The 16,291-nt window shown below is 62.2% G+C and carries 15 protein-coding genes; 7 read left to right on the top strand and 8 right to left on the bottom strand.

Annotated elements, in window-relative coordinates:
- Positions 1 to 8: 8 nt before the first annotated feature.
- From DEJ54_RS13035 to DEJ54_RS13015, 5 genes are read right to left on the bottom strand one after another with little or no spacing between them, the layout of a single operon-like run.
- A complete protein-coding gene (locus DEJ54_RS13035; RefSeq protein ID WP_113154953.1) occupies positions 9 to 1,106 on the bottom strand; it encodes an NADH-quinone oxidoreductase subunit E in 1,098 nt (365 codons plus the stop codon).
- Complete coding sequence (locus tag DEJ54_RS13030) at positions 1,107 to 2,297, bottom strand: NADH-quinone oxidoreductase subunit D (RefSeq protein WP_113154952.1); 1,191 nt, start codon at positions 2,295 to 2,297, stop codon at positions 1,107 to 1,109.
- A gap of 17 nt (positions 2,298 to 2,314) precedes the next feature.
- Positions 2,315 to 2,917 carry an NADH-quinone oxidoreductase subunit C gene (locus tag DEJ54_RS13025; RefSeq protein WP_113154951.1) on the bottom strand — a complete coding sequence of 201 codons (603 nt, stop codon included), beginning with the start codon at positions 2,915 to 2,917 and terminating at the stop codon, positions 2,315 to 2,317.
- Positions 2,918 to 2,925: 8 nt separating this feature from the next.
- On the bottom strand, positions 2,926 to 3,501 hold the full coding sequence (locus DEJ54_RS13020) for an NADH-quinone oxidoreductase subunit B family protein (protein ID WP_113154950.1): 576 nt from the start codon (positions 3,499 to 3,501) through the stop codon (positions 2,926 to 2,928).
- The gene (locus tag DEJ54_RS13015) at positions 3,492 to 3,857 is read right to left on the bottom strand and encodes an NADH-quinone oxidoreductase subunit A (protein WP_113154949.1); all 366 of its coding nucleotides are present in this window, start codon (positions 3,855 to 3,857) and stop codon (positions 3,492 to 3,494) included. The genes DEJ54_RS13020 and DEJ54_RS13015 overlap by 10 nt, the downstream gene beginning before the upstream one ends.
- A 384-nt stretch (positions 3,858 to 4,241) precedes the next feature.
- Between DEJ54_RS13015 and DEJ54_RS13010 the strand changes: the two genes are divergently transcribed.
- From DEJ54_RS13010 to DEJ54_RS12990, 5 genes are all read left to right on the top strand, one after another.
- Positions 4,242 to 5,450 carry a winged helix-turn-helix domain-containing protein gene (locus DEJ54_RS13010; protein ID WP_113154948.1) on the top strand — a complete coding sequence of 403 codons (1,209 nt, stop codon included), beginning with the start codon at positions 4,242 to 4,244 and terminating at the stop codon, positions 5,448 to 5,450.
- Between the two features lie 444 nt (positions 5,451 to 5,894).
- Complete coding sequence (locus DEJ54_RS13005) at positions 5,895 to 6,323, top strand: TadE/TadG family type IV pilus assembly protein (RefSeq protein ID WP_113154947.1); 429 nt, start codon at positions 5,895 to 5,897, stop codon at positions 6,321 to 6,323.
- A 1-nt stretch (position 6,324) separates the two neighbouring features.
- Complete coding sequence (locus DEJ54_RS13000; RefSeq protein ID WP_113154946.1) at positions 6,325 to 8,085, top strand: pilus assembly protein TadG-related protein; 1,761 nt, start codon at positions 6,325 to 6,327, stop codon at positions 8,083 to 8,085.
- Positions 8,086 to 8,254: 169 nt separating this feature from the next.
- Positions 8,255 to 9,811 (top strand): VOC family protein, encoded by a 1,557-nt coding sequence (locus tag DEJ54_RS12995; RefSeq protein ID WP_113154945.1) that lies wholly within the window; start codon positions 8,255 to 8,257, stop codon positions 9,809 to 9,811.
- Complete coding sequence (locus DEJ54_RS12990; RefSeq protein ID WP_113154944.1) at positions 9,808 to 10,692, top strand: DMT family transporter; 885 nt, start codon at positions 9,808 to 9,810, stop codon at positions 10,690 to 10,692. Before DEJ54_RS12995 ends, DEJ54_RS12990 begins: the two co-directional genes overlap by 4 nt.
- A 20-nt stretch (positions 10,693 to 10,712) precedes the next feature.
- Here DEJ54_RS12990 and DEJ54_RS12985 read toward each other — a convergent pair whose 3' ends face one another.
- Complete coding sequence (locus tag DEJ54_RS12985) at positions 10,713 to 11,507, bottom strand: methyltransferase domain-containing protein (protein ID WP_113154943.1); 795 nt, start codon at positions 11,505 to 11,507, stop codon at positions 10,713 to 10,715.
- Positions 11,508 to 11,579: 72 nt separating this feature from the next.
- On the opposite strand from DEJ54_RS12985, the gene DEJ54_RS12980 reads away from it, so the two are divergent.
- Entirely contained in the window at positions 11,580 to 12,680 is a 1,101-nt protein-coding gene (locus DEJ54_RS12980; protein WP_113154942.1) for an AraC family transcriptional regulator, read from the top strand.
- A 101-nt stretch (positions 12,681 to 12,781) separates the two neighbouring features.
- The gene (locus DEJ54_RS12975; RefSeq protein ID WP_113154941.1) at positions 12,782 to 13,021 is read left to right on the top strand and encodes a hypothetical protein; all 240 of its coding nucleotides are present in this window, start codon (positions 12,782 to 12,784) and stop codon (positions 13,019 to 13,021) included.
- A gap of 326 nt (positions 13,022 to 13,347) precedes the next feature.
- Here DEJ54_RS12975 and DEJ54_RS23225 read toward each other — a convergent pair whose 3' ends face one another.
- Positions 13,348 to 14,565: a hypothetical protein gene (locus tag DEJ54_RS23225; RefSeq protein WP_162742296.1), complete on the bottom strand. Its 1,218-nt coding sequence runs from the start codon at positions 14,563 to 14,565 to the stop codon at positions 13,348 to 13,350.
- 129 nt (positions 14,566 to 14,694) lie between these two features.
- Positions 14,695 to 16,077, bottom strand: a complete 1,383-nt coding sequence (locus tag DEJ54_RS12960; protein WP_245447554.1) for a GGDEF domain-containing protein — start codon at positions 16,075 to 16,077, stop codon at positions 14,695 to 14,697.
- Positions 16,078 to 16,291 lie beyond the last annotated feature (214 nt).

Here is a 16,291-nt window from a genome sequence, read left to right as displayed (position 1 = left end):
TTCGTCCCTCACCTCGGCTTCTTGCCGAAGACCTTGATGTATTCGGCTTCGCCGCCCTTGGCGAGCGCCTTGGCCTGCTTGACCCAGTCGTCGCGCTCAATGCGGCCATGGAAACTCAGATATCCGTCAACCCACTCGCGCTCGGCCTTCTTCCACTTGGCGACCTGCGCAAAGGTGAAAATGCCGATCTCGTGCAGAATGCCCTCGATCTTCGGACCGACGCCGGAAATCAGCTTCAGATCGTCCGTTTCAGCCGGACGCTCAATGCCTTCGGGGCGGTTCTTGTCTTCAAGGCTAGGCTTCGCGGCCTTCTGCGGCGCGCTCTTGGCGGTTGCAGAGGTCGCACCATTGTCGGCCTTGACCGGCGACGGCGATTTGATGGCCGGATCGGTCACGGCTGCAGACGTGTCGGGCTTGGCTGCCTGAGACGGCGGAACCTTCGTCCCGGTCGCGGCCGCCCTGGAAGAGGAAGCCTTCGCCTTGCCGGTGACGGCCTTCTCGTCGGTCAGCGCGGTCAGACCGCCAGCCGCACCGGAGAAGATGCGGTCGATCTGCGGACCGGGTTCGATCGTATCGCCCTTGCCTGCCTCGAATGCATCGATGATCTCTTCGAGACGCTGCGGCGTCAGATCCTCATAGGTGTCCTTGAAGATCATGACCATCGGTGCGTTGACGCATGCGCCCTGACACTCGACTTCTTCCCACGACAGCGTGCCTTCCTCATTGAGGTGGAACGGCTCGGGATTGATCTTCTTCTTGCACAGCTCGATGAGCTCGCCCGAACCACGCAGCATGCACGGCGTGGTGCCGCAGACCTGAATGTGGGCGCGCGTGCCGACCGGCGCGAGCTGGAACTGGGTGTAGAAGGTCGCCACTTCCAGAACACGGATCAGCGGCATGTCCAGCATTTCTGCGACATGCTCGATGGCTGCGCGCGTGACCCAGCCTTCCTGCTCCTGCGCCAGCATGAGCAGCGGGATCACCGCCGACTGCTTGCGGTCCTGCGGGTATTTGCCCAGCCAGCGCTTCACCTCCCCGCTCATGGCGGAGGAGAATGCGAAGCTTTCGGGCTGGACGGCTTCGTCTGCGAGACGGCGGACTGACATTTATCTGTCTACCTCACCAAACACGATGTCGAGGGAGCCAAGAACGGCGGCGACGTCGGCCAGAAGATGGCCGCGGCACAGGAAATCCATGGCCTGGAGATGAGCAAAGCCCGGTGCGCGCAGCTTGCAGCGATAGGGCTTGTTGGAGCCGTCGGAGACCAGATAGACGCCGAACTCGCCCTTGGGCGCTTCCACAGCCGCGTAAACCTCGCCCGCGGGGACGTGGTAGCCTTCGGTGTAGAGCTTGAAGTGATGGATCAGCGCTTCCATCGACCGCTTCATCTCGCCACGCTTGGGCGGGACGACCTTGCCGTCGGTGTTGGAAACCGGGCCGACACGCTCCTTGCCAAGAAGACGATCAACGCACTGGCGCATGATCTTCGCCGACTGGCGCATCTCTTCCATACGGATGAGATAGCGGTCGTAGCAGTCGCCGTTCTTGCCGATCGGAATGTCGAATTCCATCTCCGGATAGCACTCATAGGGCTGGCTCTTGCGCAGATCCCATGCAGCGCCCGAACCACGCACCATGACGCCCGAGAAGCCCCAGGCCCATGCCTCTTCGAGCGTCACGACGCCGATGTCGACGTTACGCTGCTTGAAGATGCGGTTGCCGGTCAGAAGGCTGTCGAGATCGTCCAGCGTCTTGTGGAACGGATCGATCCACTTGCCGATGTCCTCGACCAGCTGGTCGGGAATGTCCTGATGAACGCCGCCGGGACGGAAATAGGCTGCGTGCATGCGCGCGCCACAGGCCCGCTCATAGAACACCATCAGCTTTTCGCGTTCCTCAAAGCCCCACAGCGGCGGGGTGAGCGCGCCCACGTCCATCGCCTGTGTGGTGACGTTCAGGAGGTGGTTCAGAATACGGCCGATCTCGGAATAGAGAACGCGGATAAGCTGTCCGCGAATCGGCACCTGAATGTCGAGCAGACGCTCGATCGCCAGGGCATAGGCATGCTCCTGGTTCATCGGCGCGACGTAATCGAGACGGTCCAGATAGGGCACCGCCTGCAGATAGGTCTTGTGCTCCATCAGCTTTTCGGTGCCGCGGTGCAGCAGACCGATATGCGGATCGACTCGTTCCACCACCTCGCCGTCGAGTTCCAGCACCAGACGCAGAACGCCGTGGGCCGCCGGATGCTGCGGGCCGAAGTTGATGTTGAAATTGCGGACGGAGTGCTCAGTCATCTGGCGCTGCCCAACCTCTAGTCTTTCGCCTTCTCATCACCGGGCAGGACGTAATCCGTCCCTTCCCACGGCGAGAGGAAATCGAAATTGCGGAATTCCTGCCTCAGATTGACGGGCTCGTAGACGACGCGCTTCAGCTCGTCATCATAGCGGACCTCGACAAAGCCGGTCAGCGGGAAGTCCTTGCGGAGCGGATGCCCTTCGAAACCGTAATCGGTCAGAAGGCGGCGCAGGTCCGGATGGCCGGTAAACAGCACGCCGTACATGTCGTAGGTTTCACGCTCATACCAGTCGGCGGCGGGAAACACTTCCACGACCGACGGCACCGGCGTGTCTTCATCCGTCGACACCTTGACGCGAACGCGCTGGTTCTGGCGCGGCGACAGGAGATGGTAGACCACCTCGAACCGCTTCTCGCGCGCCGGATAATCCGCGCCTGCAATGTCGACAAAGGCGAAGAACTGGCACTGCACGTCGTTCTTCAGAAAGTTGAGCACATCGACGATGTCACCCGGCTCGACCAGGAAGGTCAGCTCGCCATAGGCGACGACCGCATCCTGAATCTGGGCGTCGAGCTTTTCCGTGACGTATGCCGCCAGGTCCTTCAGCGCTTCGCTCATGCTCGCCTCTAACGTTCGATCGTGCCGGTGCGACGGATCTTCTTCTGGAGAAGAAGAATGCCGTAAAGCAGCGCTTCCGCCGTGGGCGGGCAGCCGGGCACATAGATATCGACAGGCACGACGCGATCGCAGCCGCGCACCACCGAATAGGAATAGTGATAGTAGCCGCCGCCATTGGCGCACGAGCCCATGGAGATGACGTAACGCGGCTCCGGCATCTGGTCGTAGACCTTGCGGAGCGCAGGCGCCATCTTGTTGGTCAGCGTGCCGGCGACGATCATCACGTCGGACTGGCGCGGTGAAGCGCGCGGCGCGATGCCGAAACGCTCTGCATCGTAGCGCGGCATGGAGATGTGCATCATCTCGACGGCGCAGCAGGCCAGACCGAAGGTCATCCACATAAGCGAGCCGGTGCGCGCCCAGGTGATCAGCGCTTCCGACGACGTGACGATGAAGCCCTTGTCGGAAAGCTCGTTGTTGAGGCCCGTGTAAAACGGATCGTCCGCGCCGACCGGATTACCGGTGCGGGGGTCGATCAGCCCCTTGGGCTGGGGCGCCACGAGCGTGCCGTTGTTCAATCCCATTCCAGCGCTCCCTTCTTCCATTCGTAGATGAAGCCGATGGTCAGAACACCGAGGAACACCATCATAGACCAGAAGCCAAGCCAGCCGATTTCACCGAACGCCACCGCCCACGGGAAGAGGAACGCGACTTCCAGATCGAAGATGATGAACAGAATCGCCACCAGATAGAAGCGCACGTCGAATTTCATGCGCGCGTCGTCGAATGCGTTGAAGCCGCACTCATAGGCCGACAGCTTCTCTGGATCCGGGTTGCGGTAAGCCACCAGGAACGGCGCAACCACAAGCGCAATTGCGACGACGAGGGCGACGCCGATGAAAATAACGATAGGTAGGTATGAACTCAGAAGCTCATTCATGGTCCGACTTTCCGTTGCCCGCCGCGGGCGAGGCTGCGTATCAAAGGCCCGTAACCGGGGTTTGTGCGCCGCTAGCCGAGGCAGCAAGGCTAGGCTCATGTTGCAACGCGGCGAGGGTTAGCGCAGGGCGCTTGGCGAAGCAAGTCAAACATTGGCGAGAATGCGGCATTGTCTAAAGCATTTCCGCCGTTTTTCGCCTGCCTCACACGGTTTCGCCGCGTTTCATGAGCGGACTTAACGCATAAAATCGGTGTGTAAAGAGTTACCTCCGCCCTGTCATCGTCCTGTCAGGAGAGGTTGCGGCTGCGAAGCCTGTCGGGTGGCGCGGCCGGAAACGAAACGCTACGTCTTGTGTATATTGGACACGCGAATTCGGCAAAGCCCATGAGAAAGCAGCGACTCACGCCCGCCGAGGTGCGGCGAATTGCCCTCGGAGCCCAGGGGTTTTCCACTGCTGCGCCGGCAAACGGTGTGGAGAGGCAGCATCTAAGGCGCACGCTCGCACGAACCGGCCTTCTGCAGATCGACTCGGTTAATGTCGTCGCGCGCGCCCATCTGATGCCGCTTTATGCGCGACTCGGCCCCTACCCCGTCGAACTTCTGGAGCGCGCCCAGTCCAGAAAGCCGCGCATGCTCTTTGAATACTGGGCGCATGAAGCTTCCCTCCTCCCTGTGGAGACACAGCCCCTGATGCGCTGGCGCATGGAGCGGGCGGCGCGCGGCCAGGGTGTCTACAAGGGGCTCGTGCGTTTCGCCCGTGAAGAACACGCCTTCATTGAGCATGTATATGAGCGCGTCGCGGGCGAAGGCCCGATTGCCTCCTCGGCTTTCGGCGGCGACCGGGGCGATGGCGGCTGGTGGGGCTGGAGCAAGACCAAGAAAGCGCTGGAATGGCTGTTCTGGTGCGGCCGCATCACCACACATTCACGCCGCCCGAGCTTCGAGAGGCTCTACGATCTGCCCGGGCGCGTGCTGCCGCAGAGCGTGCTCGACACGCCCACACCACGCGAAGACGATGCGCAGCGCGCGCTGGTGGAGATTGCCGCACGTGCACTGGGTGTCGCCACAGAACCGGACCTGCGCGACTATTTTCGCCTGAAGCCGGCCGACTCGCAGGCCCGCGTTGCGGAACTGGTGGAGGCCGGCGCGCTGCTGCCGGTCGAGATTACGGGCTGGCGCAACACGGCCTATCTGCACCGGGACGCAAAGCTTCCGCGTCGCATCGACAGGCCCGCCCTGCTCGCGCCCTTCGATCCCGTTGTCTGGGAGCGCGACCGCGCCGAACGCATCTTCGGCTTCCGCTACCGCATCGAGATCTACACGCCGGCCCACAAGCGCGTGCATGGATATTACGTGCTGCCGTTTCTCATGGGCGACCGCATCGTCGCCCGCGTCGACCTGAAGGCCGACCGCGCCAAACGCACGCTTCTGGTCCAGGCGGCCCATGCCGAACCGCATGCGCCGGCAGAAACGGCGGAGGTCTTGTCTTGTGAACTAAGGCGGTTCGCCAAATGGCTGGAACTGGAGAGCGTTGCCATCATGGAGCGAGGTGATCTTGCCCCTGCTCTTTTGGCGCACAAAAACGCTGCCTGACGCAACGGAACTTGCTTAGCCGGAATGGTTTCAGAAAACAAAAAATGCAACTTCTGGCTCTCTTACTGTCAGGTCCCGGCTCATTTTTTTGTTTTTTTTCGCAGAGGTTTATAGGCGGCAGAAACAAAAACCGCCCTTTATGCGACATTTGTTCAAAACCACTGATTGGTATCTTTTTTCAATCCTTGGATGAAGCTGACAAACCCGCCTGCACCTTGCAAACCACCGCAAAACCGCCCCTCCGGGCGCCAAGAATTATCTCTCAATCATTACTTGCATAACCTTGAGTTGTCCTATAGGTTGCTGAAATATATTTATCCAGGGTTGCTTTGATTTCTTGATTAAACCCTAAATTGCATCTGGCTATACTACAAGTTTATAGTCCGCTTTATTCTTTGTTTAATTTTGCTCCTGAATCCTGATGCCGGGCTTGGGAGTATTGGAATGACAAAAAGAATTATCAGAAAATTTCTGGACCGATCAGACGGCACGGCAGCTCTCGAATTCGCGATCATCGCGCCTGTGTTTTTCCTGACAGTCTTCTCGATGATCGCCTATGGCATCTATCTGAGCGCATCGCACTCCGTGCAACAGGTAAGCGCCGACGCGGCGCGAGCGGCGGTTGCCGGTCTTTCCCAGACCGAGCGGCAGACAATCGCACGCGACTTCATTGAGCAGTCGATGATGGACCACCCGTTCATCAATGCCGAGAAGTTCAACATCAATGTCGCTGACGATGCCGGAAATCCAAACCAGTTTACGGTAACCGTCAAATACGACGCCAGCGATCTGCCGATCTGGTCGCTCTATTCATATGCGATGCCGGACAAGGAGATTGTCGGTTTCTCGACCATCCGGCTCGGAGGTCTCTGAGATGCGGGCGCTGCTTCCCCTCGCCCGTCGCTTTGTGAGAGACACCAGGGCCAATGTCGCGACGCTGTTCGCGCTCTTCCTGCCGATCATGATCGGCTGCCTCGCGCTTGCGGTCGATTATGGCAATCTCACGCTTCAGGACCGCAAGCTGCAAAAGGCGGCGGACCTTGCCTCCATCGTGGCGGCGGCAGACATCGTCAACGCGGAAGAAGCGGTGGCGAAGTTCTTCGCGCTCAACAACCACAACATTGCAGTCGAGACCGAAGACGGCCTCCTGCTTGATGAGCGATATCTGACGGAAGAAGAGTATATCGACCAGCAAAAGCGCGGCGTCGCGAAACTTGTACGTGGTCGCTACTATCCCGACCCGTCAATCGCCGCAAATCTGCGTTTTGTGGAGATGGAGACCTCGCCGGACGCCGCCAAGGTGACGATCCGGAAGGAAGGCAACATCTATTTCGGGTCTCTGTTCACCGATGCGCCCGAGCTCTCCGCCGTTGGAACGGCCTCGTCGGAGAAACTGGCCGGATTCTCGGTCGGCTCTCGCCTCGCCAGCCTGAACGGAGGCATTCTCAACAGCCTTCTTGGCGGCCTTCTGGGTACAACGATCTCACTCAAGGCGATGGACTATGAGGCGCTGCTCGACGCGGATGTCGATGTGCTCGCCTTCATGCAGACACTGGCGACAAGGCTGGACCTGACCGCCCTCACCTATGACGAGATCCTGGCAACGGATCTGACGCTGCCGCAGCTTCTGTCCACGATCCGGCTGACAAGCGGCGTTCCGCCCACAGTGCAGACCGTGCTCAAGACGCTTGAGACAGCCACGTCCAAAAACGCCGAAACGATCCGGCTGGACCGCATCCTCAATCTCGACGCCAAGAACGCCCTGACACTGGCGACAGATGCGCCATGGGACATGAAGATCGGCGTTCTGGAGATCATCACGGCGGCAGCGGCACTCGCCAATGGCGAAAACCAGATTGCCGTCGACACGGGGCTCAGCCTGCCGCCACTGACGAATCTTTCCGTCAGCCTGGCGATCGGCGAACCGCCGGTGGGTACGCCAAGCCACGCGCTCGGCCCGATCGGAACCGCCGTCAGAACGGCCCAGACCCGGCTGAAGGTCTCGTTTGAACTCGACATCAACCTGATCGTCCTGCGCACCAGGCTTCGCGTGCCGCTCTATGTGGAAGTCGCCCATGCCGAGGCGCGGCTTGCCGACATTCAGTGCAGCCCTTCCTCGCCCAACAGCGGCAGCGTCACCATCGACGCCATGCCCGGCGTTCTGGAAGTGGCGCTCGGCGAGGTGGATGACAGCGTTCTGTCGACATTCTCGGAGGAAGCGCGCGTGACCCCGGCCAAGATGATCGATGTCGACGGGCTGCTCTCCATCTCGCTCGAAGGCATGGCCCATATCGAGGGACAGAACCTGCGCCCGTCGCGGCTTCGGTTTTCCGATTCCGACATTCATCAGGCGCGTGTGAAGAGTGTGTCCACGCGCAACCTTCTGGGTTCGGTGACCGGCTCGCTGCTCGAAAACCTGCAACTCGAGGCAAAGGTTCTGGGCGGCTCGCTGCTGGGCGGCACGCTCCTGAACGGCCCTTTAGTGCAGGGAACCGTGAAAACGCTTCTGGCGGGCCTGACAGCCCCCATCGACGAACTTCTCTACAATGTGCTGGCGCTTGCCGGCGTGAAGATCGGCGAAGCCGATGTTCGGGTCACCGGTGTCAGCTGCGAACGGCCGGTCCTAGTTCAGTAATTACCCAAGCAGACCGTCCAAAACTGCCCCGCAACCAGCGTTGCGGGGCTTTTTTTTACTGAGCTTCACGCTGGCTTGCGGAAGTGCCGCACCAATGCCATCTGGACGCCGACGGGCGCCGGTGCCACCTTCCAGACAATCGAGTGCAGTTTCGCAGAAAGAACAGACCATGAGCAGCGGCATCCATCACATCACGCTGATAACCCGCAAGGTGCAGGCCAATGTGGATTTCTATGCCGGTTTTCTGGGGCTGCGGCTGGTCAAGCAGACGGCGGGCTTCGAGGATGCCGAGCAGTTGCACCTGTTCTATGGCGACGCGGCCGGCACGCCGGGCTCGCTCGTTACCTTTCTTGTCTGGGAAGACGGTGCGCCGGGCCGCGCAGGCTATGGCCAGATCGGTGAGTTCGCACTCGCCATTCAACCGGAGAGCATCGGCTTCTGGCTGACGCGCGCGCTCGCCGCCGGCCTCAGGCCGGAGGGGCCGCGCAACGAGCTGGGTGAGCCCGTGCTGCGGCTGAAGGATCCAGACGGGATCATCGTCAAACTCGTGGGCGTAGCCGGACTGCGCCATGCAGCGCCCTGGGCGGCTGACGGCATTCCGCCGGAACATGCAGTCGGCAATCTGCGCAGCGCGACGCTCTTCACCGAGGAGCAGGATCTGACGCGCGCCTTCTTCACCAAGCATTTCGGCTATCGGCCCGGAATGAGCGACGGTGCCATCGAACGCCTTGTCTCCGAGACGGGCGACGCGCTTGATCTGCGCAATGTGCAGGGTTTCTGGTCAAGCGCGCCGGGCGCCGGCACGGTCGACCACATCGCCCTTCGCGCAACTTCCGAACAGGCGCTGGAAGCGACCGAGGCCAGCCTCAGGCGCAGCAATGCGACACCCACCACGATCCATGATCGCAAATATTTCACCTCGCTTTATGCCCGCGAGCCCGGCGGCGTTCTCGTCGAGATGGCAACCGATGCGCCGGGAATGGGCGTGGATGAGCCGCAGGAGACGCTGGGAAGCACGCTTTTCATTCCGCAGGCCCCGGCCGGCGATGAGGAAGCCTTCCGCGTGGTGCTGCCGCAATTCGCGATGCCCGGCGAACCGCGCGTGATCTATCGTGAGCTTCCATTCGTGCACCGTTTCCACACGCCCGACGCGCCAGATGGCGGGCACATCGTGCTTCTGCATGGGTCCGGCGGCACGGAGACCAGCCTGATGCCGCTTGCCGCACGCACGGCCCCGCACGCCACGCTTCTGGGGGTGCGCGGGCGGGCCACCGAGGAAGGTGCGGCGCGCTGGTTCCGCCGCCTGCCGCAGATGCGCTTCGATCAGGCCGACATTCGCTCCGAGGCGGAAGCCTTTGAAGCCTTCTGCGAAGGCGCTGCCGCCACCTATGGGGTCAAAGCCTCCAACACGGTGCATATGGGCTATTCCAACGGAGCGAATTTTCTGGCCGCCTTCATGCGGCTTCACCCGGGCTGGGTGCGCAAAGCGGTGCTCATCCGTCCGATGGACGTGCTGGAGGAATCACCAGAGGCCGATCTTACGGGCGTTGAGGTGTTGATGGTCGTTGGCGCGGAAGATCGCCTGACCCGGCAGCCGCAGGCCCTGTGCGACACGCTCAGCGCCGCGGGCGCGACGGTGACCGTGGAAACGGTGGCGGCAGGCCACTTCCTGACCGAGGCAGACGACCCGGTGGTGCAGTCCTGGCTGGAGACCCATACCCCATGACCGTTGAAACCGCAGACGCCCGAAACAGCCCCGGACCGGCCATTGCCACCATTTGCCTTGGCGTGCTTTGCCTTGTGTTCAACGACGCCATGGCGAAATGGCTTACCGCGCATTATGGCCCGCTGCACATCGTGTTCTGGCGCAACATTCTGGCCGTGCCAATGATCGCCGCCTTCATCATCGCCACGCAGGGCCTGCCGACGATCCGCACGCGGCATCTGGCCGTCCACGCGGCCCGTGGCTTCGTGATGGTGCTTGGAAGCTACGCTTTCTTTCGCGGTCTCGCCACGCTGCCGCTGGCCGAGGCCACATCGCTGGTCTTTGCCGCCCCGATCTTCATCACCGCACTCTCGGTGCCGCTTCTGCGTGAGCATGTGGGCTGGCGGCGCTGGCTGGCCGTGTGCGTCGGCTTTGCCGGTGTTCTGGTGATTGTGCGACCGGGGGCGGAAGCCTTCCAGCCAGCCTCGCTGTTCATCGTCGGCACGGCCTTCTGCTACGCGCTGTTCATGATCAGCGCGCGCTGGGTCGGTCGCGAGGAGAATGTCTGGACGATGATGTTCTATGTGGCGCTGTTTCCGCTCATCTACGCCACGCCCGTGGTGGCGATGGAGTGGCAGCCGCTTGCGCTTGATCACCTGCCGCTTTTCCTCGGCATGGCGGTGTTCGGCTCCATCGGCATAACGCTGATCGGCCATGCGTTCCGCCTCGCCCCTGCCGCCATCGTCGCGCCCTTCGATTACACCGCGCTTCTTTGGGCAAGCCTGCTGGGCTGGCTGGTCTGGGGCGAACTGCCCGACGGCTGGACCTATGTGGGCGCGGCCATCATCATTGCAAGCGGCGTGTATATCGTTCTTCGCGAAACCCGTATGGCGTGCAAATAGGCGCGCCGGCGGGGCTTCTGTCAGGTCGCCGTGGCGCGCAGGATGAGCGCCGGCATGTCGAACACCACAGAACCATCCGCCTGCCTGAAGGGTGCGAGCGCCGCCTCGCTCTCTTCAAGAAGCCGTTCGAACTGCTGGTCATCGAGCAGACCGCCAAGCGTCCAAACACAGGCGCGTTCCGTTGAAACGAGCGCGCCGATGGATTTGAACCGAACCTGTGCGTTGTGGCGAACCACGGACGCATCACGCAGCCCCGCCTCGTGACACAGGGTTTCGAGCGCGCAAGCGTCTCCGAGTGCGAATGGTGCGCGGAAAGCGTCTCCCGTCGCCTTTCCGAACAGACGGTCGAGCAAGCCGGCGAATGTGTCGTAAGCGGGCGAACGCGCCAGCGCATCGCAGACGGCGACCGCCATGCGCCCGGCGGGCCGGAGGACACGCCGCATTTCACGCAGGGCCGCTACCCTGTCATCGAAGAACATGAGACCGAACTGGCTCACCACCGCATCGAAGTCGGCATCCGAGAATGGCAGCGCCTCGGCACGGCCCTCAACCCAGACGATCGCCGTCTTCTTGCTGCGGGCCACCGCCAGCATTTCGGGATTGGCGTCGAGCCCGACCACCGCGCCGGAAGGCCCCGTGCGGGACGCGGCAGCCAGCGTCAGCGCGCCCGTGCCGCAGGCGACATCAAGAACGCGGTCTCCGCCCTGAATGCCTGCCTCTCCGGCGACAATCGGCCCCCATTGGGCAAACAGAGCCGGCACAAACCGCTCATCATAGATCCGTGCGGGTGAGGTTTCCCGGTCTAGCAGGGTCATGGAGAGCCTCCTTTCAGGCGCTTCGCATCCAGCCATTTGGCCGATCAGCCTGTGCGAGGGTATTCTGGGCCCATGGCGCAAGCCCATGACCGCACGTCTGCAATGCTTGCCGGATCGTCCAGAACCGGGCGCCGGCAGGGAGAACTGCGCGCCGGTGTCGGGACACCGCTTCTCTGCACCCAAAGCGGAATCGACCCGCTCTCTGATGTTCTGCGCGCGGTGAGGCTGACGGGGGCGGTGTTTCACCGCGTGGAAGCAAGCTTTCCATGGGGCGTGGAGATACCCGACAGCACGCTCTACAGACCCATCATTCTGCCGCAGGCGCAGCATGTGATTTCCTACCACATCATTCTGGAGGGCGACGGCTTTGTCTGCATGCCCGGCAGCGAACCGGTGCGGTTTGAGGCCGGGGACATTCTGCTTCTGGCCGGCGGAACCCGCTACGCGCTTCTGAGTACGCCCGGGCAGAAGCCGGAATATGACGAACCGGCCACGACGGCGTTTTTCAGGGAATGGATGAACGGGACACTGCCCTTTGTGACACGGGAGGGTGGCGGCGGCGAAGGCGGAACGGCCTATATATGCGGTTTTCTCGGCTGTGACACACGCCCGTTCAACCCGGTTCTGTGTGCCCTGCCCCCACTGACCAGAATCAAATGGGCCAGAATCAAATGGGCAGGACACGAAGGGGCCGGCCTGCTCGGCCAGTTGATCGAGCTCACACTGGCCGAAAGCGGCCTGCCCGGCCCGGGTGGCGAGGCGATACGCCTGCGCCTGTGCGAACTGATCTTCGTGGAAGTGATGCGCCTTTGCCTGCAGTCACTGCCGGCGCATGAAAAAGGCTGGCTGTCCGGCCTGCGCGATCCGTCGGTCGGCACGGTTCTGGCGCTGCTGCACGCGCAACCCGCAAAGCACTGGACGCTCGACACGCTGGCCGCAGAGGCAGGGATGTCGCGCGCTGCGCTGGCCGCGCGCTTTGCCCATCTCGTGGGTCACGGCCCGATGCACTATCTCGCCCTATGGCGCATGCAGCTCGCCGCAAACCGTCTTTCAGACAGTTCCTTGAAGGTGGCCGCCATCGGGCGTGACGTTGGCTACGCATCGGAGGCCGCCTTCAGCCGCGCCTTCAAAAAAGCCACGGGACTTTCTCCATCCGCCTGGCGCAATCGATAGGGCTAGCATTGGAGCGAAGCGCTCAAGCGTGTATGATACAGGCTTCCCGCCACACGGCAGGCTATCAACACAAACACCGTGTGGCCCAAGTGGAGGAGATCATGAAACGCCTTGCACTCATTGCCGCGCTCGCCCTTTTCATGCCGGCCAGCGCGCTCGCAAACTCATGCCCGATCCTGATGTCGGAAATCGATGAGGCGATGCAGGTCGCATCGCTGTCGGACGGCGATAGGGCGCGTGTGGAAGAACTGCGCGCACAGGGTCAGGTCCAGCACGAGGCCGGTGACCACGCGGCTTCCATGCAGAGCCTCGGAGAAGCGAAACGCATTCTCGGCCTCTGATGCATGTGACGCCTCTAATGTAAGTGACAACGTGATTGTGCGCCGGCTGGAAAGCCGGCCCGGCGCACCGAACGATGCAACACAGGGCGCGGGCCTGCTTCCAGACAACAAAAAAGCGGGCCTGAGCCCGCTTCCTTCGTTCCCGTGACTTTCGAGGGTGCCGGTACCTTCATGGTCACCACACGGTCTTCCGGGTCGAATACAGCAACCGGTCGGGGAACCTCACCACATATCTTGCAGGACGTCCCGCGCCGGCCCGGCTGCCGACCACGCTGATATGGGGAGGCAGCCTGAGCCTTTCAAGCCCGGAAAGAGAATGGCGTCAGCTATTGGGCTGCAATCACCTCTTCCTCTTCCTCGCCCTCTCCTTCAGCATCCGCCTGTTCACCGTCCAGCTGTTCCTGCGCTTCAGCCTCAAGGCTTTCACGCACCTCGTCGATCTTGCCATCCGCCTCGCCAACGCCGAGCAGGTCTTTCGCCCAGCTCAGCATTTCGTCGTCGACATAGGCGTCAGCGCCATACTCTTCGACACGGTTGGGATTGGCCGCCGCCAGAAGCGCTTCGGTGAGCGCCTGATCGTCGGTCTCGCCTTCATAGGCGTCGGCCCTGGCCTGCGCTTCATCGAGATCGCCTTCCGCCTCCACGAGTGAAGCATAGGCGTCGCTGGCAAGCGCATCCTCAAGTGCTGCGCGCTCGGCCTCGAGCAGTGCGGCGTCCTCCTCGGAAAGCGCTTCTGCATCGACGGCATCGAGTGCATCAAGACGCGCCTCGAGGTCTTCGGTTCTGAGACCCTGATAATCGAACCCGTCATGGGCTTCGATGCCGGCGGTCATCGCCTGAACGGCCTCAGCGGCAGCGGCAGCCCTGGCTTCCAGTTCCTCGATATCGGCCCCGAGCATCTCGGCCTCCGCCGATGCAAGAACATAGGCCCGGATCGCCGTCATGCGCGGGTCACTGGCGTTCAGATAGGCATGATAGTTGCGGTTCAGCGAATTCAGCCCCGCGAGCCTGGCGTTGAAGTTGCGCGGACGTTCCGGCCGCGCCTGCGGCACCGGTGCGCTTGCCGGCAGAACCTGAGCGGGGCGGTAGGCGCGCGCCGTGCGGGTTTTCTGCTTGGAAGCAGGCCGCGCCGCGCGCTGCGCCTTGCCTGGCGCTTCTCGTTTGCCGCCAAGAGCGTTGCGCGCAGCTCCGACGACATTGTCGATGAAACCGCCAATGCCTTTGTTGCCCTGACCGCGCGCGTTCTGGTTTGCGCGTTCCGATCCGCGCCGGACGCCGGAGCGCGCCGCGCCATTGCCGCCGCCATGGGATTTGCCGGCCTGGCTCTTGCCGCTGCCGCCCCCATGCCCGCCGCCATGCCCGCCGCCGTTTCCACCACCATTGCCGCCGCCGTTTCCGCCACCGTTGCCACCGCCATTACCGCCGCCCTTGGCGAGCGCATCGACCGAGAAGGCCGATGGCGACAGGTTGGAGCCGGACAGCATGACAGGCGCGGCCATGAGCGCGGAAGCGCAGGCCAGAGTGATGGCTAAACGGGACAGCATGGCAATCTCCTCGACAGAATCTTCGCCCGGAGGTTAGCCGGCGTTCAGTAACCGCCGAAATAACGTTTTATGTGGGAATCAAAACAAACTCGAACATCCGGTCGCCAGACAGCCGAGCCTGCGCGTTTCTCAGGCAGCATCCTCGTCGCAACACGTCTGATGAACTTCGATGCGGTTGCGCCCCAGATCCTTCGCCCGGTAGAGCGCGCCGTCGGCCTTCTCCAGAAGGGTATCCAGATCCACGGATGCGCCTTCGCTCGCGGCAAGCCCGACGCTCAGCGTGACGGTCAGGGAGATCGTGTCGTCGTTGAGGGTCATGGTCTGGGCGAAGACGCTGCGAATTCGCTCGGCCACCTCCAGCGCCTCGCTGCGGCGGCATTTGGAAAGAAGAACCGCGAATTCCTCGCCGCCCACCCGGCCGACAATGTCGTTGCGGCGCAGGCAGGCATTGATGCGGGCAGCCGCGATGGCGATCACCTGATCCCCGGCCGCGTGTCCGTATCTGTCATTGATCGCCTTGAAGTGGTCGATGTCGATCATCAGGGCCGCAAAGGGCTGGGAGAAGCGGTTAAGCGAACGGATGGCTGTCGCCGCTTCTTCCTGAAACGCCCCGCGGTTGAAAACGCCGGACAGCGTGTCGTGGGTCGCAAGATGCGAGAGCTCGCCGATAAGCCGCTTCTGCTTCGCCATGGCGCTCGCCAGCATCATCGGCGCAAGCGCGATCAGGCTGACGCCGAGCCGCATGGAAATCAGTCCGCTCTCGGTCGTCACATCCACCACATTGGGGAAATAGCCGGCCGACAGCGCCAACAGGCTCCAGAAGCTGAAGATCGAAGTCAGAAGCACGGTGAGGAAGCGCGGATAGACAATGGCGCTCCAAAGCAGAGCCGGAACCGGGAACGCGATGGCGCCCGGCCCGCCGATCTGCACGCTGACCGCGCAGGATGCGACGAGCGCCAGCGCCGGAAGCGTCACGCGCAGCAGATCCATGCGCGATGCGCTTTTGGGAAGCGACACCCGGCGGGCGGTCAGCATGACCGGGAGAATGGCCACGTAATTGGCGAATTCCGTGACGAACCAGAAGGACCAGCCGCCAAGCGAGGAGCCGCCGAACAGAACCGGATTGGCAACCGCGCCCACCAGGCCCGCAAGGAAAGCCCCGAATCCGATGGCCGCGACCATCAGAGGAATCGATTCCGGCGTTTTCAGGCGGATCGTGTCACGCGAATAGCGCCGCAGCAGAAAATAAGCGCCGCCAACACCGACAAGATTGGCGGCTGTGAGAATCAGCGTCTTGAACAGGGGCGAGCCGGTCAGAAGGTCTGCCGCGAGGAAGCCCAGCGCCGCCATGCCCCAGCCAAACGGCGTCGCGGTCACCGGAAAGCGCAACAGCATTCCCAGCATGATCGCATTCGCGGGCCAGACGGTCGCCAGAAAATCGACGGGGCGCGTATAGATGCCGACAAGACAGGCGCACAAGACCACCGCGCCGATCAACAGCGCTGCCGGCACTTGCCCGAACCCCGGGACTGCCGCTTGCGCCCCACTGGCTTCCCGCCCAATCAGCACAGATACGAACTCCATCTACAATCGAAGATCAGGGTATGGGCCAAAACTCACCCTCCGGTTAAGAGGCCGGCTAACGAACTGACTGAGGCGATCTGTGGAGGTTATGGTTAATCGGCTTATGCAGATTCCATTAAATTTAGAGGCATAGGCTGGCGCA

This window comes from Nitratireductor sp. OM-1, assembly GCF_003296175.1.
GTDB lineage: Bacteria > Pseudomonadota > Alphaproteobacteria > Rhizobiales > Rhizobiaceae > Nitratireductor > Nitratireductor aquimarinus.
This window is presented reverse-complemented; position numbering and strand designations above follow the sequence as displayed.

Bases quoted from the DNA above. Each gene is read 5' to 3' on its own strand.
- DEJ54_RS12995 (WP_113154945.1), top strand. From the start codon at position 8,255: ATGAGCAGCGGCATCCATCACATCACGCTGATAACCCGCAAGGTGCAG.
- DEJ54_RS13015 (WP_113154949.1), bottom strand. From the start codon at position 3,857: ATGAATGAGCTTCTGAGTTCATACCTACCTATCGTTATTTTCATCGGC.
- DEJ54_RS12980 (WP_113154942.1), top strand. From the start codon at position 11,580: ATGGCGCAAGCCCATGACCGCACGTCTGCAATGCTTGCCGGATCGTCC.
- DEJ54_RS13025 (WP_113154951.1), bottom strand. From the start codon at position 2,917: ATGAGCGAAGCGCTGAAGGACCTGGCGGCATACGTCACGGAAAAGCTC.
- DEJ54_RS13000 (WP_113154946.1), top strand. From the start codon at position 6,325: ATGCGGGCGCTGCTTCCCCTCGCCCGTCGCTTTGTGAGAGACACCAGG.
- DEJ54_RS12990 (WP_113154944.1), top strand. From the start codon at position 9,808: ATGACCGTTGAAACCGCAGACGCCCGAAACAGCCCCGGACCGGCCATT.
- DEJ54_RS12975 (WP_113154941.1), top strand. From the start codon at position 12,782: ATGAAACGCCTTGCACTCATTGCCGCGCTCGCCCTTTTCATGCCGGCC.
- DEJ54_RS13030 (WP_113154952.1), bottom strand. From the start codon at position 2,297: ATGACTGAGCACTCCGTCCGCAATTTCAACATCAACTTCGGCCCGCAG.
- DEJ54_RS13020 (WP_113154950.1), bottom strand. From the start codon at position 3,501: ATGGGATTGAACAACGGCACGCTCGTGGCGCCCCAGCCCAAGGGGCTG.
- DEJ54_RS12985 (WP_113154943.1), bottom strand. From the start codon at position 11,507: ATGACCCTGCTAGACCGGGAAACCTCACCCGCACGGATCTATGATGAG.
- DEJ54_RS13005 (WP_113154947.1), top strand. From the start codon at position 5,895: ATGACAAAAAGAATTATCAGAAAATTTCTGGACCGATCAGACGGCACG.
- DEJ54_RS13010 (WP_113154948.1), top strand. From the start codon at position 4,242: ATGAGAAAGCAGCGACTCACGCCCGCCGAGGTGCGGCGAATTGCCCTC.
- DEJ54_RS13035 (WP_113154953.1), bottom strand. From the start codon at position 1,106: ATGTCAGTCCGCCGTCTCGCAGACGAAGCCGTCCAGCCCGAAAGCTTC.
- DEJ54_RS23225 (WP_162742296.1), bottom strand. From the start codon at position 14,565: ATGCTGTCCCGTTTAGCCATCACTCTGGCCTGCGCTTCCGCGCTCATG.